Below are 21689 nucleotides of genomic sequence, written 5' to 3' on the forward strand. Positions count from 1 at the left end.
CGCGCAGGCCGGACGCCTCGGCGCGAACGTTAGGCCCGCTTTCGAGAATGCACAATGACCAAAGGAGGACGAATTTCGTTGTGTCGTAACGGTTTCGAGCGTTCTGGGCCCGATTTACGCGTGTAGCGGCCTCTCCGACGGTGAAAAACGAAGCGGCCGGAATCCGTTGGAGAGCAACGAATTCCGGCCGCTTCGTGGCGACGGAAGGCTTACTGCACGGCCGAGAGCGTGCGCGGCAACCAGCCCGGACGCTTCTTCTCGAACTCGTCGACGGCATCCGCGTGCCGGAGCGTCAGACCGATGTCGTCGAGGCCTTCCAGCAGGCGCCAACGGCTGTAGTCGTCGAACTCGAATTCCTCGACCCGGTCACCGAAACGCACCTCGCGGGCCTGCAGATCGACGGTGACCTCGGCGGCCGGATCGGCTTCGATCGCCTTCCAGAGCGACTCGACGGTCTCTTCCGGCAGAACAACCGTGAGTAGGCCGGCCTTGAGCGAGTTACCCCGGAAGATATCCGCGAACCGCGGCGAGATGACGACCTTGAAGCCGTAGTCCATCAACGCCCAGACCGCGTGTTCCCGCGAGGAACCGGTACCGAACTCCGGCCCCGCGACCAGGATCGTGGCGTTCGTGTATTCGGGCTGATTGAGCACGAACTCGGGATCGCTCCGCCAGGCCGAGAACAGCCCGTCCTCGAAACCAGTACGCGTGACCCGCTTGAGGTACACGGCCGGGATGATCTGATCCGTGTCGACGTTGGACCGGCGCAGCGGAACCGCCCGGCCGGTGTGCGTGGTGAATTGCTCCATCGTTCTCAGCTCCCCGCCGTCGTGGCCGGCGCCGGCGGCAGATCGGCCGGCGCGCTCAGGTGGCCGGTGATCGCGGTCGCGGCCGCCACCAGCGGCGAGACCAGGTGCGTGCGGCCGCCCTTGCCCTGACGGCCCTCGAAGTTGCGGTTCGAGGTGGAGGCCGAGCGCTCACCGGGCGAGAGCGTGTCGGGGTTCATGCCCAGGCACATCGAGCAGCCCGCCTGGCGCCACTCGGCCCCGGCCTCGCTGAAGACCTTGTCCAGGCCCTCGGCCTCGGCCTGCTGCTTGACCTGCATCGAACCCGGCACGACGAGCATGCGGACACCGTTGGCGACCCGCCGCCCGTCGAGCACCGCCGCGGCGGCACGCAGGTCCTCGATCCGGCCGTTGGTGCAGGAGCCGAGGAAGACCGTGTCGACCGTGATGTCGCGCAGCGGCGTACCGGCGGTGAGGCCCATGTACTCCAGCGCGCGCTCGGCCGCCGTGCGGGCGGCCGGGTCGGTGAACGACGCCGGGTCGGGGACGCTCTCGCCCAGCGGCAGGCCCTGGCCCGGGTTCGTGCCCCAGGTGACGAACGGCGTCAGCGCGTTCGCGTCGATGTCCACCTCGACGTCGAAGCTTGCGCCCTCGTCGGTGGGCAGCGTGTTCCAGTACTCGACCGCGGCGTCCCAGTCCTGGCCCTTCGGCGCGTGGTCGCGCCCCTTCAGGTACTCGAACGTGGTCTCGTCCGGCGCGATCATGCCGGCGCGGGCACCGGCCTCGATCGACATGTTGCAGATCGTCATCCGGCCCTCCATGGAGAGCGCCCGGATCGCCTCGCCCCGGTACTCCAGGACGTAGCCCTGGCCACCGCCGGTGCCGATCTTGGCGATCACCGCCAGGATGATGTCCTTCGGCGTGACGCCGTCCCCGAGTGCGCCGTTGACGTTGATCGCCATCGTCTTGAACGGCTTGAGCGGCAGCGTCTGGGTGGCGAGCACGTGCTCGACCTCGCTGGTGCCGATGCCGAACGCCAGCGCGCCGAACGCGCCGTGCGTGGACGTGTGGCTGTCGCCGCAGACCACGGTCATGCCCGGCTGGGTGAGCCCCAGCTGCGGGCCGATGACGTGCACGATGCCCTGGCTGGCGTCGCCCATCGGGTGCAGGCGGACGCCGAACTCGGCACAGTTCTTGCGCAGCGTCTCGACCTGGGTGCGGCTGACCGGGTCGGCGATCGGCTTGTCGATGTCGACGGTGGGGACGTTGTGGTCCTCGGTCGCGATCGTCAGATCGGGACGGCGGACCGGCCGGCCGGCGATTCGAAGCCCTTCGAACGCCTGCGGGCTGGTGACCTCGTGTACGAGGTGCAGATCGATGTAGAGCAGATCCGGTTCACCCGGCTGCGAACGCACGACGTGTGCGTCCCAGACTTTCTCCGCGAGCGTTCGGCCCATGTCAGGCTCCCAACCTCATGACTTCCTGCGATGTGGGATGGTAGTTTCGTCTTGTGGGACAGACTATCAGCGGGGTCGGGGTACTCGACAAGGCCGTGGCGATCCTCGAAGCCACGGTCGACGGCGCCAGCCTGGCCGAGCTCGTCGAGCGTTCCGGTTTGCCGCGGGCCACCGCGCACCGGCTCGCGCAGGCACTCGAGGCGCACCGGTTGCTCGTCCGGGACGAGGCCGGGCGCTGGCGGCCCGGCCCACGGCTGGCCGAACTCGCGAACGCCGCCCCCGACGCACTGCTGACCGCCTCCGCGCCGGTTCTCGCCCAGCTGCGTGACGCGACCGGCGAGAGCGCGCAGCTCTATCTGCGCCGGGCCGACGAGCGGATCTGCGTCGCGGCCGCCGAGCGCTCCAGCGGGCTGCGTGACACCGTGCCGGTGGGCACCGGGCTGCCGATCACGGCCGGGTCCGGTGCGCAGGTGCTGCTGGCCTGGGAGCCGCCGGAGTCGGTGCTGCCGCTGCTGCCGCGGTGCCGGTTCAGCGGGCGGACGCTCGCCGAGGTGCGCCGGCGGGGCTGGGCCTCCAGCGTCGCGGAGCGCGAGCCCGGCGTCGCGTCGGTGTCGGCGCCGGTCCGCGACCGGCAGGGGCGGGTCATCGCCGCGATCTCGATCTCCGGCCCGATCGAGCGGCTGGGCCGCCGTCCCGGCGAACGTCATGCCGTGCAGGTGATCCGAGCCGGGCAGCGTCTCTCCGGCCTGTGAACGACGGCTGGTGAACGACGGCTGGTGAACGACGGCTGGTGAACGACGAAGCCCCGGGCCTACTCGGCCCGGGGCTTCGTGGTTACCGCGTCAGCTGCGGCGGCGCTTGCGTGCCGCCACGACCAGCGCGGCTCCGGCGGCCAGGATGCCGGCGCCGAGGCCGGCGGCCTTCGCGCCCTCGTCGCGGCCGGTGACCGGAAGTTCCGGCTGGTTCTGGCCGGTCTCGGGTTGCTGCGGCTGCCCCGGCGGGGTGGACTCCTCGGGCTGCTGCGGCTGACCGGGCGGGGTGGACTCCGCCGGCTGCTGCGGCTGACCCGGAGGCGTCGTCTCCTCACCCGGGGGCGTGGTCTCGGGAACCTCGGGCGGCGTCGAGGCCTGCGGCTGCACGGGCTGGTTCTCCGGCACCTCGGGACCCGTGGACGCACCCGGCTGCACCGCGCCGCCCTCGTTCTCCTCGGCCGGTGGGCTGGCCACGTTCGGGGTCTCGGCCAGCCGCACACCCGACCGCGCCTCGATCGCCGTGCCCGCCTGCGCCTCCGACACGCACTCGACGGCGAGCGGCTGGGTCACCGCGCCCTCGCACTGCTCCGCGTGCGCGGAGGGTCCCCCCGCGAGGACGAACGCCGTCACCGCTGTTCCCACGGTCGCTGCTCCCGCGTACGCGAGGCGGCGGAACCTGGGCTTCATATCAACACCTACCTGTCCACAATCGGGTCGACCCGGCTGAGTCCCTCAAACCTGTACAGAGCTCTGTCACGGGTCATTTAACAGGATGAATGGGACACAGGTGATGTCTGAGCGTCGAGTGGGGCGCGAAACCACGGTTGGGGCGAAGGTGGGTCAATCCTCGCGGCGTGTCACGAATCGACACGCACGCCGGTACTCGCCGGCACCGAGTGCGGGAGCGGCGCCGCTGGCGGACCGCGAGAAATGACGAAGGGCAGGTCCGCAGCGGTTTCCCGGTGCTGACCTGCCCTTCGTACTACGTAGCCCCGACCGGATTCGAACCGGCGCTACCGCCTTGAGAGGGCGGCGTCCTAGGCCGCTAGACGACGGGGCCCTAGGACAACGTCTGGCGACGAACCAAACGTTGCTGAGCTGGGGTACCAGGACTCGAACCTAGACTAACGGAACCAGAAACCGTCGGGCTGCCAATTACCCCATACCCCAATAAAGCTGGTTACTTCTAAGCGCTGCGTTGCTTGCGTCTGCTTGGCGGTCATCCGCTCGCAACGTGGGTAACTCTAGCCGAGAGTGCGGGCCGGTCCCAAATCGGCCCCCGACCCGCCTCTCGTCCACCTCAGGCCGGCACCAGCTCGCGGGCCGCACGCAGTCGCGCCAGCGAGCTCTCGCGCCCCAGCAGCTCCATCGACTCGTACAGCGGCGGCGACACCGTCCGGCCGGTGATTGCCGCTCGGACCGGCGCAAACGCCTTCCGCGGCTTGAGGCCCAGCCCGTCGACGAGCGCCGATTTCAGGGCGTTCTCGATGTCGGATGCCGTCCACGACGGCGCCTCGGACAGCGCGGAAATCGTCGCGTCCAGCACCGGCCCGGCGTCCGCTCCGAGCACCTTCGCCTGCACGTCGGCGTCGACAGTGATGTCTTTCACGAACAGGAACCCGAGCATGCCGGGAGCCTGCCCGAGAACCGGCATCCGCTCCTGGATCAGCGGCGCGGCCGCCGCCAGCAGCCCCTGCTCGGAGGGCGTCGGCTCGGGAGCGATCAGCCCGGCGCCGGCCAGGTACGGCACCAGCCGGTTCGCGAAGTCGTCCGGAGCCAGCAGCCGCAGGTGCGCGCCGTTGATCGCCTCGCACTTCTTGCCGTCGAAGCGCGCCGGGTTCGGGCTCACGCGCGTGACGTCGAACGCCTCGGCCATCTCGTGGAGCGTGAAGATGTCGCGGTCCTCGGCGATCGACCAGCCGAGCAGCGCCAGGTAGTTCAGCAGCCCCTCGGGCAGGTAGCCCTGCTCGCGGTAGTGCAGCAGGTTGGCCTGCGGGTCACGCTTGGAGAGCTTCTTGTTGCCCTCCCCCATGACGTACGGCAGGTGACCGAACTCGGGCACGCGCTCGGCCACGCCGACGTCGATCAGCGCGCGGTACAGCGCGATCTGGCGGGGCGTGCTCGGCAGCAGGTCCTCGCCGCGGAGCACGTGGGTGATCCGCATCAGCGCGTCGTCGACCGGGTTCACCAGCGGGTACAACGGGTCGCCGTTGCCGCGCACGACGACGTAGTCCGGCACCGTGCCCGGGGCGAACGTCACGTCGCCACGCACCAGGTCGGTCCAGCCGATCGAGTCGTCGGGCATCCGGAACCGCAGCACCGGCACGCGGCCGGCCGCCCGGAACTCGTCCTTCTCGGCGTCGGTCATCGTGCGGTCGTAGTTGTCGTAGCCGAGCTTCGGATCGCGGCCGGCCGCGCGGTGGCGGGCCTCGATCTCCTCGCCGGACGAGAACGACTCGTACAGGTAACCCGCGTTACGCAGCTTGGCCACGACGTCGAGGTAGATCGAACGGCGCTCGGACTGCCGGTACGGGCCGTGATCGCCACCGACCTCCGGGCCCTCGTCCCAGTCCAGGCCCAGCCAGCGCAGCGAGTCCAGCAGCTGCTGGTACGACTCCTCGGAGTCGCGCGAGGCGTCGGTGTCCTCGATGCGGAAGACGAACGTGCCGCCGTGGTGCCGGGCGTAGGCCCAGTTGAACAGGCAGGTGCGGACGAGACCGACGTGCGGGTTACCGGTGGGCGACGGACAGAACCGCACCCGTACCGACGGATCGCGGGACACGCGAGTTCCTTTCATGCGCGGTTGGCGACAGGGTTGGTGAGGGTGCCCAGACCCTCGATGCGGACGCTCACCGAGTCACCGGCGACGATCGGGCCGACGCCCGCCGGGGTGCCGGTGAGGATCACGTCGCCGGGCAGCAGCGTCATCACGTGCGAGACGTAGGACACCAGCGTCGGGACGTCGAAGATCATGTCCTTGGTGCGGCCGTCCTGCTTGACGTCGTCGTTGACCAGGGCCTGGACGCCGACGTCGGCCCAGTTCAGGTCGGTCTCGATCCACGGGCCGAGCGGGCAGAACGAGTCGTAGCCCTTGGCCCGGGTGAACTGGACGTCGTTGCGCTGCTGGTCGCGCGCGGTGACGTCGTTCGCGCAGGTGTAGCCGAAGATCGACTTCAGCGCGTCCTCGCGGGAGACCTGCCGGGCGCCGCGGCCGCCGATCACGATCGCCAGCTCGGCCTCGTGCTCGACCTGCTTGGAGTCGATCGGGAGCCGGATCGGGGCGCCCGGGCCGATGATGCTCGTCGGCGGCTTGAGGAAGAGCAGCGGCGCGGACGGCACCTCGTTGCCGAGCTCACTGGCGTGGGCGGCGTAGTTGCGGCCGACACCGACGACCTTGCTGGGCAGGATCGGCGGGAGGAGTTCCACGTCGGCGAGCGCCCAGCGCTCACCGGTGTAGCGGATGCCGCTGAACGGCACTCCTTCGAGCTCGGCGATCGTCAGCGCTTCCGGATCGTCGGTCCCGGCCGGCCCTTCCACAGCGCCGAAAGCTCGGCCGCCGGGGTGAGCGAAGAGCGCGATGCGCACGGTAGAACTCCTGGGTGCGAGTGAGGTCGATTGATGCTCGCAACCCTAGGCCCTGCTCCGAAGGAGCAGGGCCTGACGCCGGGGCACACCGGTCCCGACCCACCGCCAAGGGGTCGGGACCGGTGCCCGGTGCGGCCGGGCACCGACCGCACCGTGACCGTCGCCGACGCTCACGGATCGCCCGCCCCCATAGCGAGGCGACCCGTGCAGCCGTGCGTCGGCGCGGCCGTTCGCGGCCGGTCCGGGGGCGGGGCGCACCCCGGACCGGCGCGGGCTCAGAGCGCCCGGTACTCGGCGTACTCGAAGTCGGCCGGTAGCCGGCCACCGGTCAGGTCCTGGGCCCACAGGCCGAAGAACGCGCCGGTGAAGCCCTGGGTGTGCTCGTTCTCGTCGAGGAGCTCGAGCGCGTACTCGTCGGAGAGCACGCTCGCGTCGTGCGTCTCCGGCCACCACTCCAGCTCGCCGCCCGGCAGCCCGTGGGCGAACCGCAGGGACGAACCCTCCAGCTCGATGCGCAGGACCACACCGGCGGCGGGGTCGGCCACCGGAACCGGCCGGCCGGTGTTGAGCAGCCGGCCCCGGTTGGAGGCCAGCACGTCGACGCTCGGCCCGTGCGCGTCGTGCCAGGTGAGCCGCGCGTACACCCAGTTGAGCGTGTTGTAGTACGCCACGACGCCGGCCATCTGCCGGAACGAGGTGGGCTCGAACCTCACCTGCGCCTCGAACGTGCTCGACGCGTGCTGCACACGCCGGGCCACCAGGCTGGGGTTACGCAGGGACGACGGCGATTCCCCGCCGTAGAGCCGCAGGTGACCGGGCCGGTCGGACAGGCTGAGCCACTCCGGCGACGGCGGCCGGCGCAGCGTGCTCCACGGCGTGCCCAGCGCCGGGGCATCGAAGTCGTCCCGCTCGGGCTGGTCGGGCCAGGGGTGCGGCGTCAGCGCCGGGGCGATCACCTGGTCGGCCGGGCGCGCACCCGCGACCCGCGGCCAGCCGTCGGCGCTCCACTCCACCCGCTGGATCGCGGTCTCCCGGCCCAGCACGCAGCGCCCGCGCTCGGTCAGCGGACGGCCGACCAGGTGCGCGAGGAACCACTCGTCGTCCGGGGTGGCGACCAGCGAGCCGTGACCCGCCCTCTGCATGGTCAGCGACGGGTCGGGCCAGGACGTCAGCGTCGGCCCGGCCGGGTCGACCTCGTAGGGGCCCTGGAGGTCACGCGAGCGGGCCACCGTCACCTGGTGCTTCCAGAACGTGCCACCTTCGGCGGTGACCAGGTAGTACCAGCCGTCGCGCCGGTACAGGTGCGGCGCCTCGGTCAGCCCGGCCGGCGTCCCGGTGAAGATGACGACCGGCTCGCCACGCAGCTGCCGGGCCGACCGGTCGTACTCCTGCAGGACGATGCCGGCGAACGTGTCCCGCCCCGGCCGGTAGTCGGCGGACATGCTGAGCATCCAGCTGCGGCCGTCGTCGTCGTGGAACATCGACGCGTCGAACCCGAGCCCGTGCAGCGCCACCGGCTCCGACCACGGCCCGGTGATGTCCGGCGCGGTCACCAGGTAGTTCGGGGTGTCCCAGAACCCGCCGCCGTACGTCCCGACGTTGGAGTAGACGAGGTGGAACAACCCGTCGGTGTACGAGAGGCACGGTGCCCACACCCCGCCCGAGTCGCGCACACCGCGCATCTGCAGGAACTCCTCGCTGGTGAGCGCACCGCCGAGCGGACGCCAGTTCACCAGGTCACGGGAGTGGTGCAGGGAGACGCCGGGGAACCATTCGAACGTGGAGGTCGCCAGGTAGTAGTCGTCGCCGACGCGGAGGATCGACGGATCCGGGTGGAATCCGGTGAGCACCGGGTTCTGGATCACGGTGGGCGGTGCTTCGACTTCGATGGCCATCTAGGAAGTCCTTTATTTACCGAAACCGGCCGACAGGCCGCTGAGCAGTTGGCGTCGTCCGAACAGGTAGAGGGCGAGCACCGGGAGCGCGGAGAGCACCACCGCGGCCAGCAGGCCGGGGACGTCGGTGCCGTACTGGCTCTGGAAGTTCCACAGGCCCAGCGGCAGCACCCGTTGGTCCGGGCTCTGCGTCAGGACCAGCGGGAACAGGATGCCGTTCCACGCGTTGAGGCCGGCGAAGATGCCGATGCTGGCCAGCGCCGGCCGCGACAGCGGCACGACGAGCCGGCGGAAGATCATCGCCGTCCCGGCGCCGTCCACGGTCATCGCCTCGTAGAGCTCGTTCGGCACGTCGCGCAACGCACTGGTCAGCACGAGCACGGCCATCGGCATCGTGAACGCCGCGGTCGGCAGCACGATCGCGGTGAGGCTGTCGTACAGGTTCATGCGCGTGATCAGCAGGTAGATCGGGATGATCACGGCCTGGGCCGGAATCGCCAGCCCCATCAGGAACAGCGTGAACGCGTACTGCACGACCCGGCTGCGCCCACGGGTGATCGCGTACGCGGCGGGCAACGCCAGCACGATCACGACCACGACCGTCGCGAGCGCGACGATCACGCTGTTGAGCAGGAACGTCCCGAAACCGAGGTCGATGACGTTCGTGTAGTTCTTCAGCGTGAACGTGGTCGGCAGGTCCAGCGGCCCGTCGCTGACGTACGCCTCCTGGGTGCGCACGCTCGTCACCACGATGAAGTAGAGCGGAATCGCGACGATCAGGAACCAGACGATCGCGGCGATACCACCGGGAACGTTGGGGTTGCGCCGCCGACGCCGGGGCCGCCGGCGCTCCGGACCGGTCGCGGTCGCCGTCTCGGGCCGGGAAATCACCGAGGTGCTCACAGGCCCTCCCGATCACTCGTCATCCGGTGGTAGCCGGTCGATCGCACGACGACGACCGAGAGCACGGTGCCGACGATCACCAGCAGCACGGCGAGCACGCTCGCGTAACCCATGTCGAACGCGATGAAGCCCTGCTGGTACATGTGCAGCGGCAGGACCTTCGTGTCGTTGCCGGGGCCGCCGTTGGTCAGCAGCAACACCGACTCGAACGCGGTCACCGAGCCGACCAGCATCATCACCGACGACGCGACGATCGTGTTGCGCAGCTGCGGCAGCGTGATCGAGAAGAACTGACGCACTCGGCCGGCGCCGTCGAGCTCCGCGGCCTCGTAGAGCATGCCCGGGATCTGCCGGGCCGCGGCCTGGTACAGCAGCGTGTGGAACGGGATGAACTGCCAGGCCACCACGAAGACGACGGCGGGCAGCGCCCGCGACGGGTCGCCGAGGAAGTTGCCGTCCGGGACACCGATGTATTTGCCCCAGATCGCCGCCAGCCCGAAGTTCGGGTCGAGCAGCGAGACGAACACGAGCGCGATCGCCGCGGTGGAGAGCAGCAGCGGCAGGAAGAAGATCGTCGACATCACCGCGCGGAAACGCTGGTGACCCGCCGCCCACACGCCGATCAGCAGGGCGAGCGGCGTCTGGACGAGCCAGGAGCCGACGGTGAGGTAGAGCGTCGTGCGTGCCGCCGACGGGAAGTCACCGTCGTCGAACAGCGCCGACCAGTTCTGGGTACCGACCCACTCCGGGGTGCCGAGCCCGTTCCACGACGTGAAGCTGAGGTACACCACCACGACGATCGGCACGATTCCGAACAGGCCGAAAAAAACTGCCGCAGGGGCGGCCCAGACGAATCCGGGCCGCTCCCGCACCAAAACGCTGGTCACTTCGCCTGCGCCATGTCGTCGACGAAGGCCTTCGGGGTGATCTTCTGCAGGAAGAGCTTCTGCAGGTTGTCGAGCAGCCGCTTCGCGATGTCCGGGGCGACCGCCTGGTCCCACGACTGCGCGAACGACGGCGCCGTCGAGACCATCTTGAACACGTCGCCGTTGAACTCGGCGTTGGGCTTGCCGGCGAGCTTGCTCTCCGCGTTCTTGGTGGCCGGCACCGCGCCGCTCTTGATCAGGTCGTCGATGTACGCGTCGGAGCTGACGGTGTCGACGACGTAGTCGACCGCGGCTTCCTTGTTCTTCGACGAGGCGTTGACCGAGAAGTAGTTGCTCGGGTTGCCGACCAGGTTGCCGGGCTCACCCTTGCCGCCGGGCAGCGACGGGAACTGGAACCAGCCGAGGTCCTTCTTGGCGAAGGCCGGGTTGTTCGTCAGCTGGGTCGGGTACTCCCACGTGCCCATCAGGAACATCGCGGACTTGCCGGTCGCGAGCAGCTTTCCGGCGCCGGCGTTGTCGTAGTTGATCGACGCGAAGTTGGTGCCGAACGCGCCCTTCTTGGCCAGGTCCTGGCAGTACTGCAGCGCCTGGACGACGGCCGGGTCCTGCCAGGCGGCGCCGCCGCTCTTGGCGATCGCTTCCCACTTCTCCGGGCCGCCGATGCGGTCGAGGAAGTACTCGGCGTACATCAGCTCGGTCCAACCCTGCGAACCGGGCAGCGCGATCGGCGTGACCTTCTTCGACTTGAACAGGTCGACGAGCTTCAGGAGATCGTCGTAGGTCGTCGGCGGCTGGGCACCGGCCGCGGCGAAGACCGCCTTGTTGTAGAAGAAGATCACCGGCTGGGTGCCGGTCATCGGCAGGCCGTACTGCTTGCCGTCGAGGTTGGCCGTCTCCAGGACGCTCGGCAGGAACGCGTCCTTCACTTCGGGCTTCTTCGCCAGCGCGGCGTCGAGCGACTCGACCTGCCCGGCCTTCACGAACTGGTCGAGGTTTCCGCCTCCCCAGTTGTAGAAGACGTCCGGCGCGTTGGGCGAACCCATCGCGACCTGGATCTTCTGCTTGTACGCGTCGTTGATGTACGTGCTCAACGTCGCCTTGGTGTCGCCGTCTTTGCTGAAGCGGTCGACCGAGGCCTTCACGACCGGGTTGAGGCCAGCGTCCTGTAGGGACCAGACCTGCAGCTTGCCGGGCGTCGAGCCCGGTCCGGAGCTACCGCAGCCGGTTAAGGCGAGTACGGCGGCGGTCCCGAGAGCAATTGCGGTTCGGCTGAAAAGCGCGCGTCGGCGCATCTCCGCACCAGTCCTTCCCCACGTCATTGGGTTCGAAAGGTTTCGAGCGGTATGAGGTGCACGGACGGTAGGAGGAAGCGCTTTCACGGTCAATGAGATTGCAAATCACGATCCGGTAACGTTGTGGTTATTTCGAAAAGTTTCGGCTCTACGCTGCGCAAATGCCAGCACGAACGACGATCGCGGAGATCGCTCGGTCCGCCGACGTCTCGGTCTCGACCGTCTCCAAAGTCCTCAATGGTCACAGTGACGTCGCCGAGGACACGCGCCGCCGCGTCCAGCGGCTGCTCGACGAACGCGGTTACCGCAAACGCCGGGCGGCCCACCACCGCGGCCACGGCGCCCTCGTCGATCTGGTGATCAACAACCTCGACAGCGCGTGGGGGCTGGAGATCCTCACCGGCGTCGAGGAGGTGGCCGAGTCGGCGGGGCTCGGGCTCGTCGTCAGCGCCGTGCACAGCCGGGCCGCGCTCACCCGTCGCTGGCTGGACTCGCTGCTGGCCCGCGGCTCGCAGGGCGCGATCCTGGTCCTCTCCGACCTCGATCCGGGCACCCGCGAGCAGTTACGCCGGCACGGGACGCCGATCGTCGTCATCGACGGGGTCAGCCAGCCGCCGCCGGACGTGGCGTCGGTGGGCGCGACGAACTTCGCCGGCGGTTACGCCGCGACCGAGCACCTGATCGGGCTGGGGCACCGGCGGATCGGGGTGATCGGCGGGCCGGAGCAGCTGGCCTGCACCCGCGCGCGCCTGGCCGGGTACCGGGCCGCGCACGAGGCCGCCGGGCTGCCGATACCGCGCGGGGTGCTGCGGTACGGGAACTTCTACCACGACGGCGGGCTGCGTGCCGCGCAGTCGATGCTCGAGCTCGACGAACCACCGACCGCCATCTTCGCCGGGAGCGACATGCACGCGATGGGGGTCTACGAGGCCGCGCGCCAGTTCGGGCGGCACGTACCCAGCGAGCTGAGCGTCGTCGGCTTCGACGACCTGAACTTCGCGTCCTGGACCGCACCGGCGCTCACCACCGTGCGTCAGCCGCTGCACGAGATGGGGGCCACCGCCGCGCGCACGCTGCTGCGTCTGATCGGCGGCGAGAGCCTCGACTCGGCCAGCCTCGAGCTCGCGACGAGCCTCGTCGTCCGCGACAGCACCGCTCCCCCGGAATCGGACTGACGCCTCGCTACCCTGGACCCATGCGGGTGATGGCGCGGGCCGAGTGGAGTGCGCGCGCCTCGTCCCACGCCGACACGGTGGACGCGCTCCTGCGCGACCACCTCGACCGGCGACGCCGCGGCGTCAAGCATCCCGTCGAGGACTTCCTGTTCGAGTACTACTCGTACCGCCCGGGGCAGCTCCGCCGCTGGTTCCCCGGCGCCGGCGTGGTCCTCGAGGGCGCGTCGCCGGACGAGTTCCCCGGCCACCGCGACGGGGCCCTCGACCTGCCCGCGTTCCTCGCCCGCCGGGGCGACACCGTGCGCTGGGTGCGGAACCTGCTCACCGCCACCGCGTCCCGGCCGGCCCAGCTGGGCTGCTTCGGGCTGCACGAGTGGGCGATGGTGTACCGGTCGCCGGAGACCCGGCACGCGTGGCCGCTGCGCCTGGGTGGGGCGGCCACCGACGCACTGGTCGAGGAGCGCGGTGTGCGCTGCAGCCACTTCGACGCGTTCCGGTTCTTCACGTCGCCGGCCCGGCCGTTGAACGTCCTCCAGCCGACCCGCGAAACCCAGGTGCGCAACGAGCAGCCGGGCTGCCTGCACGCCACGATGGATCTGTACAAGTGGGCGTACAAGCTGGCCCCGCTCACCCCGGCCGAGCTGATCCTCGACTGCTTCCGGCTGGCGCGCGAGGTCCGCGTGCTCGACATGCGCGCCAGCCCGTACGACTTCGCCGCGCTCGGCTACGACCCGGTGCGGATCGAGACCCCCGAGGGCCGCGCCGAGTACGCGGCCACCCAGCGGGGTTTCGCCGAACGCGGCCAGGAACTCCGCGCGCGGCTGCTCGAGGTCACAACGCAAAGATCGCTATCAGGATCCCGGTGATCACCAGGCTGATCAGGATCGAACCGAGGCAGCCGACGCGGTTGGAGAAGAAGAAAAACATGGGGCGGGTCCTACCCGCTTTCGGCGCGCCAATGCTCAGCCGACGGCCACGGCTTGGGCGCGGCGCACGCCGTACTCGATCGCGTCGATCAGTGCCCGGCAGGACGCTTCGATGACGTTCTCGTGCACGCCGACCGTCGTCCACTCGTTCTTGTGGTCGGTGGTGTCGATCAGCACCCGGGTGACCGCGTCGGTGCCGTGCCGCCCGTCGAGGATGCGGACCTTGTAGTCGGCCAGCTCGAGGTCGGCCAGCGACGGGTAGAACATGGTCAGCGCCTGACGCAGCGCGCGGTCGAGCGCGCTGACCGGGCCGTTGCCCTCGGCGGTGGCGATCACCCGCTCGTCGCCCACGGTGACGCGCACGGTGGCCTCGCTGACCACCGAGCCGGACTCCTGCTGCTCGGCCAGCACCCGGTAGGACTCCAGCCGGAAGAACAGCGGCGCGTCGTCGCCCTCCAGCTCCGACCGGACGAGCAGCTCGAACGACGCGTCCGCGGCCTCGAACGACGAGCCGGACGCCTCCAGCTCCTTGACCCGGTTGACGACCCGGCCCACCGCCTCCGGCTGACCGGTCAGGTCGATGCCGAGCTCCCGTGCCTTCAGCTCGATCGACGCCCGGCCGGCCATCTCGGTGACCAGGATGCGCATGTCGTTGCCGACGGCCGCGGGCTCCATGTGGTTGTAGAGCTCCGGTGCCACCTTGATCGCGCTGGCGTGCAGGCCGGCCTTGTGCGCGAACGCGCTCGCGCCGACGTAGGGCTGGTGGGTGTCGGGGGCGATGTTCGCGATCTCGGCGATCGCGTGCGACACCCGGACCAGCTCGGGCAGGCACTCGGCCGGGACCACCTGGCGGTCCATCTTCGTCACCAGGCCGCCGATGATCGCGAACAGGTCCGCGTTGCCCGCGCGCTCCCCGTACCCGTTGGCGGTGCCCTGCACGTGGGTGGCCCCGGCCTCGACCGCGGCCAGCGTGTTCGCCACCGCGCACGCGGTGTCGTCCTGGGCGTGCATGCCGACGCGGAACCCGGTGCGGGCGATCACCTCGGACACCACCCGGCCGACGCCCATCGGCAGCATGCCGCCGTTGGTGTCGCAGAGCACGCCCACGTCCGCACCGGCGCCGAACGCCGCCTCCAGCACCCGGACACCGTAGTCGCGGTCGTGCGCGTACCCGTCGAAGAAGTGCTCGCAGTCGACGAAGACCCGGCGGCCCTCGCCGACCAGGTACGCGACCGTGTCACGCACCATCGCGAGGTTCTCCTCGAACGTGGTGCGCAGCGCGTCGGTGACGTGCCGGACGTCGGACTTCGCGACCAGGCAGACCACCGGGGTGCGTGCCGCGAGCAGCGCCGCGACCTGGGGGTCGTCCTGCACCTTCGTGTTCGCCCGGCGGGTGGAGCCGAACGCGACCAGCTGCGCGTGCTTCAGCTCGAGCTCCTGGTGGGCCCGGGAGAAGAACTCGGTGTCGGTCGGCAGCGCACCCGGCCACCCGCCCTCGATGAACCCGACACCCACCTCGTCCAGCAGCCGCGCCACCGCGAGCTTGTCGGTGGCCGAGTACGAAATGCCCTCGCGCTGCCCACCGTCCCGGAGCGTGGTGTCGAAGACGTGGAAGGTGTCATCCATGGCGAAGGCCTCTCATCAGCGGGTTCCTGGGCAAACAAAAAGACCCCCCACTGGAGTGGGAGGTCTGCGCGTCAGCGTGGTGCGTGCTGGCGCGCTAGCTGGTAATGCAGAACCCGGTCATGCGTCGATAGTTACACACGTGAGTCGGTCGCGGGAGCCCGACTCGCTCAGGCGTCCACATATTGGAAGGAGACCCGTGTCCCGGCGTCCGATCATCGGCATCACCTCCTACGTCGAACAAGCTCGCTGGGGCGTGTGGGACTTCCGCGCGTCCCTGATCCCGTACGCCTACGTCGAGGCGGTGCGGGCCGCCGGCGGCCGGGCGGTGCTGCTCCCACCCGACTCCGTCGACGACGACGTGCTCGACGCGGTGGACGGGCTGATCGTCTCCGGCGGCGTCGACGTGGATCCCGCGCGCTACGGGGCCGAGCCCCACCCGTCGACCGACGCCCCACAGGTCGACCGGGACGCCGGCGAGCTCCTGCTGATCCACGGTGCCTTCGAGCGTGACCTGCCGCTGCTCGGGGTGTGCCGGGGCGCGCAGCTGATGGCCGTCGCGCGCGGCGGGACGCTGATCCAGGACCTGCCGCTCGGCGTCCACCGCGAGGTGCTCGGCGTCTTCAACCAGCACCTGGTGAAGCCGGTCGGCGGCCTGGTCGCGCGCCTCCTCGGCGACGCGGAGTTCAAGGTCAACGCGCATCACCACCAGGCCGTCGACGACCCGGGCGCGCTCGTCGTCACCGCACGTGCCGAGGACGGGGTCGTCGAGGCGGTGGAGGACCCGACGAAGCCGTTCGCGGTCGGCGTGCAGTGGCACCCGGAGCTTCTCGACGACCGACGACTCTTCGTAGCCTTAGTGGAGTACTCTGGTTCGAGTATTCGAGATCGGGGGTGAGCGTGGCGCGGCGACGGGTGTCCAACCCCCTGGCCCTCGCGGCCCTGACGCTGCTCCAGGAGCGTCCGATGCACCCGTACGAGATGTCCGCGACCCTCCGCGAGCGGCGCAAGGACGAGAGCATCAAGCTCAACTACGGGTCGCTCTACTCGGTGATCGAGGCGCTGCAGCGCCACGGGCTGATCGAGGCGCAGGAGACCACGCGCGCGGGCCGCCGCCCGGAACGCACGGTCTACGCCATCACCGAGGCCGGCCACCGCGAGGCCGAAGACTGGCTGAGCGAGCTGGTGAGCCGCCCGGTGAAGGAGTTCACCCAGTTCGAGGCCGCGCTGTCGCTGCTCGGAGCCTTGCCGGTCGACGACGGCGTCCGGCTGCTCCGCCTGCGGCTGGCCTCGCTCACCATGGACGCCGCGAAGGCCGCCGCGATCCAGCAGGCGGTCGCCGGCTTCCCGCGCGTCTTCATGCTGGAGAACGAGTACGAGGCGGCGCTGCGCGACGCCGAGATCCGGTTCGTCACCGGCCTGCTGCGCGACATCGAGGACGGCACGCTGTCCGGCCTCGACGGCTGGCGGCGGATCCACGAGCTCCGGGCTTCCGGTCTGTCTCCCGAGGAGATCGACGCGAAGCTCCGGCAGGAGTTCCCGGTCCTGTCCCCGGAGGTGAACCCACCGAACTGACGATGACCCCCGGATCGGCGCGCCAACGCCGGGCCGAGGGCCACCCCCACTTACCCCGAGCCGAGCCCACCGGAGCGGACGCGGACCCCAGGTCGCACCTTTCAGGGTACCGTCGCCGCCACCGTCGGCTCGGCTACCGACCCCTGGAAGGGTTCGTCATGCCAGTCATCGAAGCGTCGGGGCTCACCAAGAGCTACCGGCGCGTCCGCGCGCTCGACGGCGTCAGCTTCGACGTGGCGTCCGGCACCGTGTTCGCGCTGCTGGGCCCGAACGGCGCCGGCAAGTCCACCACCGTGAGGATCCTCAGCACGCTGAGCAGGCCGGACGGGGGCACCGCGTCGGTCGCGGGCTTCGACGTGCTCCGGCAGCCGGCCGCGGTGCGTGCCGCGATCGGGTACGTCGCCCAGCGCCCGGGTTTCGACCCGATGGCCACCGGGCGCGAGAACCTCGTGCTCACCGCCCGGCTGCGCGGGGTCTCCCGCCGGGACGCCGGCCGCCGAGCCACCGAACTGCTCGACGCGTTCGACCTGTCCGGCCACGCCGACCGGCTCGCCCGCACCTGGTCGGGCGGGATGCAGCGCAAGCTCGACGTCGCGATGGGGCTGGTGCACGAGCCCCGGGTGCTCTACCTGGACGAGCCGACGACCGGGCTCGACCCGGAGGCGCGTACCCAGCTCTGGGCCACGGTGCTCCGGCTCGTGCGCGGCAGCGGGCTCACCGTCGTGCTCACCACGCACTACCTGGAGGAGGCCGATCAGATGGCCGACCGGCTGGTGATCGTCGACTCCGGACGGGTCGTCGCCGCCGGTGAGCCGGCCGCGCTCAAGGCCGACCTCGGCGGCGACACCGTCCAGGTCGACCTCCGCTCGGCCGACGACGGCGTCCGGGCCGAACGGGTGCTGGAGTCGCTGCCCGGTGTGGTGCACGTCCGCCGCGACGACGCCCGGCTGCGCGCCCGGGCCCGGGACGCCGCGGGCGTACTCCCCCGAGCCCTCGACGAGCTGCGCCGCGCGGACGTCCCGCTGCTCGGTGCCGCGATCGCGCGCGCGTCGCTCGACGACGTCTACCTGCGCTACGCGGGGCGGGCGTTCCAGGCGTCCGGGGACCCGTCGCCCGGCCGGACCATGGCGTCCGGAGCGGGGGTGCCGGCATGACGCTCGCGCTCACCCAGACCGGCCTGCTGACCGCCCGCTCGCTGCGGACCCTCGGCCGCCAACCCGTCTACCTCGCGTTCTCGCTGGTGCAGCCGTTGCTGTGGCTGCTGTTGTTCGGCCACGTGTTCACCGCGATCGGGCGGCTGCCCGGCTTCGGCGGCTCGTACCTGGAGTTCCTGACGCCCGGCATCGTCGCGATGACCGCGATGCTCACCGCGAACTGGGCCGGCACCACGTTCGTGCAGGACATCGACCGCGGCGTGATGGACCGCACGCTGAGCTCACCCACCCGGCGGGGAGCGATCGTCGCCGCGTCGATCGCGCACCAGGGCATCAGCGTGGTGATCCTCGGCGCGCTGGTGTTCGGTGTCGCCGGGCTGGCCGGGGTGCGGTTCCCGGGTAGCTGGGTGGGTGTTCCGGTGACGCTCGGCCTCGCCGTGCTGCTCGCCGCGGCGTTCACCGCGCTGTCGGACGCGCTGGCGGTGTTGGTGCGCTCGCAGGAGGCGCTGATCGGGTTGTCGCAGTTCCTCGCGCTGCCGCTGTCGTTCCTGTCGTCGGTGCTGATGGCGCCCGGCCTGATGCCGTCGTGGGTGGCGTCGGCGGCGCGCTGGAACCCGCTCGACTGGGCGGCGACCGGCAGCCGGGAAGCACTGTCCGCGTCGCCGGACTGGGGGCTGGTGACCCGGGACGCGGTCCAGCTGGCGGTGCTCGCACTGGTGCTCGCGGTGGGAGCGGTGGGCGCTTTCCGCGCTTACCAACGTTCGTCCTGATCGGCGGGACCCGGCGACTTGACCAACTCGATGGAACGAGTAATACGGTCATGGCGTCGGGTCCCCGGCTTCAGGCACAGTGACGTGTATGGCTGATGGGGACGAAATGCCGTCGGAAGGACGCGCTCGGATCTGATGCACATTCCTCAGGGCGAATGGACGGCGGACGACTTGGACCGCGTGCCCGAGGAGGCCGGCCGCTGCGTGAAAACGACGGTGGAGCGGAAACAACTCGTGCTCGACAAGCCGTTTCCGATGACGATCGACGTCGACCAGCTGTACCGGCGGGGCAAGCGATGAGCGCCGAGGCCTTTCCGGACTGGATGCGCATTCCCCAGGGCGAGTGGACGGCGGACGACCTCGACCAGTTCGCCCGGGACGGGTGGTTGATGCACCTCGAGATGGCCATCCGAATCGACCGGGAGACCCAACTCGTCCCCGATCGTCTCGTGGCCACCTCCGCAGCAGGGATCGTCCCGGAGCGGGAGTGGTTCTGGCCGATCGAGGTCGCACTGGCGGTGGAAATCGAATCGCCCGATTCGATGCGCCGGGATCGGGTGGTCAAACACGACAGATACGCCCGCGCCGGTATCCCGAACTACTGGCGAATCGAGGACGACGGCGGCGTGCCGACCGTTCACGTGCACGAGCTCGACACCGGGCAGGGGAGCTATGTCGAAACGGCCGTCGAGCGTCGGAGGTTGACGCTCAAACGGCCGTTCCCGATGAAGATCGACGTCGACGAGCTCTACTACTAAAGGGGAGTCACGTAGGCGCCGCTGATGCCGCCGTCCACCAGGAACTCGCTCGCGGTGATGAACGACGAATCGTCCGACGCCAGGAACGCCACCGCGGCCGCGATCTCGGTCGCATCGGCGAAGCGTCCCATCGGGATGTGAACCATCCGCCGCGCCGCCCGTTCGGGATCCGACGCGAACAACTCGCGCAGCAGCGGGGTGTCGACCGGCCCGGGCGAGACCGAGTTCACCCGGATGCCCTCGCGCGCGAACTGCACACCGAGTTCACGCGTCATCGCCAGCACCCCGCCCTTGGAGGCGGTGTACGAGATCTGCGAGGTCGCGGCACCCATCTTCGCCACGAACGACGCGGTGTTGATGATCGAGCCCTTGCCCTGCCGCTGCATCACCGGGATCTGCGCCTTGCAGCACAGGTACACCGACGTCAGGTTCACTTCCTGCACCCGGCGCCAGGCGTCCAGGCCGGTGGTGAGGATCGAGTCGTCGTCCGGCGGGGAGATGCCCGCGTTGTTGAACGCGATGTCCAGCCGCCCGTACGTGTCCACCGCCGCCGCGACCATCGCCGCCACGTCGGCCTCGGACGTCACGTCGGTCTGCACGAACGTGCCCCCGACCTCCTCGGCCGCGGCCTTGCCCGCGGCCGGGTCCACGTCCGCCACCACGACACGCGCCCCCTCGGACGCGAACCGCCGCACGGTCGCCAGCCCGATGCCGCTTCCCCCTCCGGTGACGATCGCCACGCGGTCAAGCAGTCGTTCCATTCAGTCCTCCGTCGCGATGAACACGTTCTTGACCTCGGTGAACGCGGTGAGCGCGTCCGGCCCGAGCTCGCGCCCGAGCCCGGAGCGCTTGAAGCCGCCGAACGGCGTCGAGTAGCGCACCGAGGAGTTGGAGTTGACACTCAGGTTGCCCGCCTCGACGCCACGGGCGACACGCAGAGCCCGGCCGACGTCCCGGGTCCAGATCGAGCCGGACAGGCCGTAGAGCGTGTCGTTCGCGATGCGCACGGCGTCGGCCTCGTCGTCGAACGGGAGCACGGCCACGACCGGGCCGAACACCTCCTCGGTCACGATCCGGTCGTTCGGAGAAGCCGGCAGGACCACCGTCGGCGGGAACCAGAAGCCCGGCCCGGAGGGTGCGTCACCGGCGAACGCCACCGAGGCCTCGGCCACGTACCCCGAGACCCGGGCGAGCTGCGCCGCGCTGACCAGCGGCCCCATGTCGGTGTCCGGCGCGAGCGGGTCGCCGACCCGGAACGCCCGCACCGCGGGCTCGAGCAGCGAGAGGAACGTGTCGAACACCGAGCGCTGCACCAGGATCCGCGACCGCGCGCAGCAGTCCTGCCCGGCGTTGTCGAACACCCCGCCCGGCGCCGCGGCCGCGGCCCGCTCCAGGTCCGCATCGGCGAACACGATGTTCGCGGACTTCCCGCCGAGCTCGAGCGTCACCCGCTTCACCGACGCCGCGCACGTGGCCATCACGTGCTGCCCCACCGCGGTGGAGCCGGTGAACACGATCTTTGCGACGTCGGGGTGCGTCAGCAGCCGCTCCCCCACCACCCGACCCGCGCCGGGCAGCACCGTGAACACCCCCTCGGGGAGCCCGGCCTCCAGGGCCAGTTCGCCGAGGCGGATCGCGGTCAGCGGCGTCAGCTCCGCGGGTTTGAGCACCACGGTGTTCCCGGCCGCCAGCGCGGGCGCGAACCCCCAGCCCGCGATCGGCATCGGGAAGTTCCACGGCACGATGATGCCCACCACACCGAGCGGCTCGGCGAACGTAACGTTCACGCCGCCGGCCACCGGGATCTGCTTGCCGAAGTTCCGTTCCGGCGCGCCGGAGTAGTACTCGAGAACGTCGCGGACGTTCCCGGCCTCCCAGCGCGCCGACCCGATCGGATGGCCCGCGTTCCGCACCTCGAGCGCAGCCAGTTCCTCGAGGTGCGTGTCCACGACCGCGGCGAACCGGCGCAGCAACCGGGCCCGGTCGGCCGGGGTCACGTCCCGCCAGGCCGGCCAGGCCGCGCGGGCCCGGGCGACCGCGGCGTCGGTGTCCGCGACCGACGCCAGCGCGACGGTCGTGACGATCTCCTCCGTGGCCGGATTGACGACCTCGTGCGCGCCGACGGAGTCCAACGTGTTCGTGCTCAAGCAAC

The 21689-nt window shown here is 70.3% G+C and carries 21 protein-coding genes and 2 tRNA genes; 9 read left to right on the forward strand and 14 right to left on the reverse strand.

Annotation, left to right across the window (positions count from 1 at the left end; genetic code table 11):
• Positions 1–209: 209 nt before the first annotated feature.
• Both leuD and leuC read right to left on the reverse strand, forming a co-directional pair.
• Positions 210–809 (reverse strand): 3-isopropylmalate dehydratase small subunit, encoded by a 600-nt coding sequence (gene leuD / locus ABD437_RS39680; protein ID WP_344654143.1) that lies wholly within the window; start codon positions 807–809, stop codon positions 210–212.
• Between the two features lie 5 nt (positions 810–814).
• The gene (leuC, locus tag ABD437_RS39685) at positions 815–2242 is read right to left on the reverse strand and encodes a 3-isopropylmalate dehydratase large subunit (RefSeq protein ID WP_344654144.1); all 1428 of its coding nucleotides are present in this window, start codon (positions 2240–2242) and stop codon (positions 815–817) included.
• Between the two features lie 65 nt (positions 2243–2307).
• Between leuC and ABD437_RS39690 the strand changes: the two genes are divergently transcribed.
• Positions 2308–2994: an IclR family transcriptional regulator domain-containing protein gene (locus tag ABD437_RS39690; RefSeq protein ID WP_035868722.1), complete on the forward strand. Its 687-nt coding sequence runs from the start codon at positions 2308–2310 to the stop codon at positions 2992–2994.
• Positions 2995–3084: 90 nt separating this feature from the next.
• Here the strand turns inward: ABD437_RS39690 and ABD437_RS39695 are convergent, their stop codons facing one another.
• The 9 genes from ABD437_RS39695 to ABD437_RS39735 all read right to left on the reverse strand — a co-directional run bounded on the left by ABD437_RS39695 (position 3085) and on the right by ABD437_RS39735 (position 11406).
• Positions 3085–3681 (reverse strand): LPXTG cell wall anchor domain-containing protein, encoded by a 597-nt coding sequence (locus ABD437_RS39695; protein ID WP_344654145.1) that lies wholly within the window; start codon positions 3679–3681, stop codon positions 3085–3087.
• Between the two features lie 300 nt (positions 3682–3981).
• Positions 3982–4054, reverse strand: a tRNA-Glu gene (locus tag ABD437_RS39700).
• 38 nt (positions 4055–4092) lie between these two features.
• A tRNA-Gln gene (locus ABD437_RS39705) sits at positions 4093–4164 on the reverse strand.
• Between the two features lie 130 nt (positions 4165–4294).
• Positions 4295–5776, reverse strand: coding sequence for a glutamate--tRNA ligase (gltX, locus tag ABD437_RS39710; RefSeq protein ID WP_344654146.1), 1482 nt, complete (start codon positions 5774–5776; stop codon positions 4295–4297).
• A gap of 11 nt (positions 5777–5787) precedes the next feature.
• Positions 5788–6579: a fumarylacetoacetate hydrolase family protein gene (locus ABD437_RS39715; RefSeq protein WP_344654147.1), complete on the reverse strand. Its 792-nt coding sequence runs from the start codon at positions 6577–6579 to the stop codon at positions 5788–5790.
• A gap of 275 nt (positions 6580–6854) precedes the next feature.
• Positions 6855–8474, reverse strand: coding sequence for a glycoside hydrolase family 43 protein (locus ABD437_RS39720; protein ID WP_344654148.1), 1620 nt, complete (start codon positions 8472–8474; stop codon positions 6855–6857).
• A 12-nt stretch (positions 8475–8486) separates the two neighbouring features.
• Complete coding sequence (locus ABD437_RS39725) at positions 8487–9377, reverse strand: carbohydrate ABC transporter permease (protein ID WP_425558354.1); 891 nt, start codon at positions 9375–9377, stop codon at positions 8487–8489.
• Positions 9374–10264 carry a carbohydrate ABC transporter permease gene (locus ABD437_RS39730; RefSeq protein ID WP_344654149.1) on the reverse strand — a complete coding sequence of 297 codons (891 nt, stop codon included), beginning with the start codon at positions 10262–10264 and terminating at the stop codon, positions 9374–9376. Before ABD437_RS39730 ends, ABD437_RS39725 begins: the two co-directional genes overlap by 4 nt.
• Complete coding sequence (locus ABD437_RS39735) at positions 10261–11406, reverse strand: extracellular solute-binding protein (RefSeq protein ID WP_344654150.1); 1146 nt, start codon at positions 11404–11406, stop codon at positions 10261–10263. The genes ABD437_RS39730 and ABD437_RS39735 overlap by 4 nt, the downstream gene beginning before the upstream one ends.
• Positions 11407–11717: 311 nt before the next feature.
• On the opposite strand from ABD437_RS39735, the gene ABD437_RS39740 reads away from it, so the two are divergent.
• Together ABD437_RS39740 and ABD437_RS39745 are read left to right on the forward strand one after the other, a co-directional pair.
• Positions 11718–12731: a LacI family DNA-binding transcriptional regulator gene (locus ABD437_RS39740; RefSeq protein WP_344654151.1), complete on the forward strand. Its 1014-nt coding sequence runs from the start codon at positions 11718–11720 to the stop codon at positions 12729–12731.
• A complete protein-coding gene (locus ABD437_RS39745) occupies positions 12728–13597 on the forward strand; it encodes a 3-methyladenine DNA glycosylase (RefSeq protein WP_425558360.1) in 870 nt (289 codons plus the stop codon). Before ABD437_RS39740 ends, ABD437_RS39745 begins: the two co-directional genes overlap by 4 nt.
• Positions 13598–13693: 96 nt before the next feature.
• On the opposite strand, the gene cimA is transcribed toward ABD437_RS39745, so the two are convergent.
• Entirely contained in the window at positions 13694–15283 is a 1590-nt protein-coding gene (cimA, locus tag ABD437_RS39750; RefSeq protein ID WP_344654153.1) for a citramalate synthase, read from the reverse strand.
• A 196-nt stretch (positions 15284–15479) separates the two neighbouring features.
• Between cimA and ABD437_RS39755 the strand changes: the two genes are divergently transcribed.
• The 6 genes from ABD437_RS39755 (at position 15480) to ABD437_RS39780 (ending at position 19537) form a co-directional block, all read left to right on the forward strand.
• A complete protein-coding gene (locus tag ABD437_RS39755) occupies positions 15480–16178 on the forward strand; it encodes a gamma-glutamyl-gamma-aminobutyrate hydrolase family protein (RefSeq protein ID WP_344654154.1) in 699 nt (232 codons plus the stop codon).
• Positions 16179–16195: 17 nt separating this feature from the next.
• The gene (locus ABD437_RS39760; protein ID WP_344654155.1) at positions 16196–16855 is read left to right on the forward strand and encodes a PadR family transcriptional regulator; all 660 of its coding nucleotides are present in this window, start codon (positions 16196–16198) and stop codon (positions 16853–16855) included.
• 158 nt (positions 16856–17013) lie between these two features.
• A complete protein-coding gene (locus ABD437_RS39765) occupies positions 17014–18009 on the forward strand; it encodes an ABC transporter ATP-binding protein (protein ID WP_344654156.1) in 996 nt (331 codons plus the stop codon).
• Positions 18006–18779 carry an ABC transporter permease gene (locus tag ABD437_RS39770; RefSeq protein ID WP_344654157.1) on the forward strand — a complete coding sequence of 258 codons (774 nt, stop codon included), beginning with the start codon at positions 18006–18008 and terminating at the stop codon, positions 18777–18779. Before ABD437_RS39765 ends, ABD437_RS39770 begins: the two co-directional genes overlap by 4 nt.
• A 135-nt stretch (positions 18780–18914) precedes the next feature.
• Complete coding sequence (locus ABD437_RS39775) at positions 18915–19079, forward strand: hypothetical protein (protein WP_344654158.1); 165 nt, start codon at positions 18915–18917, stop codon at positions 19077–19079.
• The gene (locus ABD437_RS39780; RefSeq protein WP_344654159.1) at positions 19076–19537 is read left to right on the forward strand and encodes a Uma2 family endonuclease; all 462 of its coding nucleotides are present in this window, start codon (positions 19076–19078) and stop codon (positions 19535–19537) included. Before ABD437_RS39775 ends, ABD437_RS39780 begins: the two co-directional genes overlap by 4 nt.
• Here the strand turns inward: ABD437_RS39780 and ABD437_RS39785 are convergent.
• Entirely contained in the window at positions 19534–20298 is a 765-nt protein-coding gene (locus ABD437_RS39785; protein WP_344654160.1) for a 3-oxoacyl-ACP reductase, read from the reverse strand. The two genes, ABD437_RS39780 and ABD437_RS39785, sit on opposite strands and share 4 nt — an antisense overlap.
• Complete coding sequence (locus ABD437_RS39790; protein WP_344654161.1) at positions 20299–21684, reverse strand: aldehyde dehydrogenase family protein; 1386 nt, start codon at positions 21682–21684, stop codon at positions 20299–20301.
• Between the last annotated feature and the right edge of the window lie 5 nt (positions 21685–21689).

This window comes from Cryptosporangium japonicum (genome assembly GCF_039524755.1).
Lineage (GTDB): Bacteria > Actinomycetota > Actinomycetes > Mycobacteriales > Cryptosporangiaceae > Cryptosporangium > Cryptosporangium japonicum.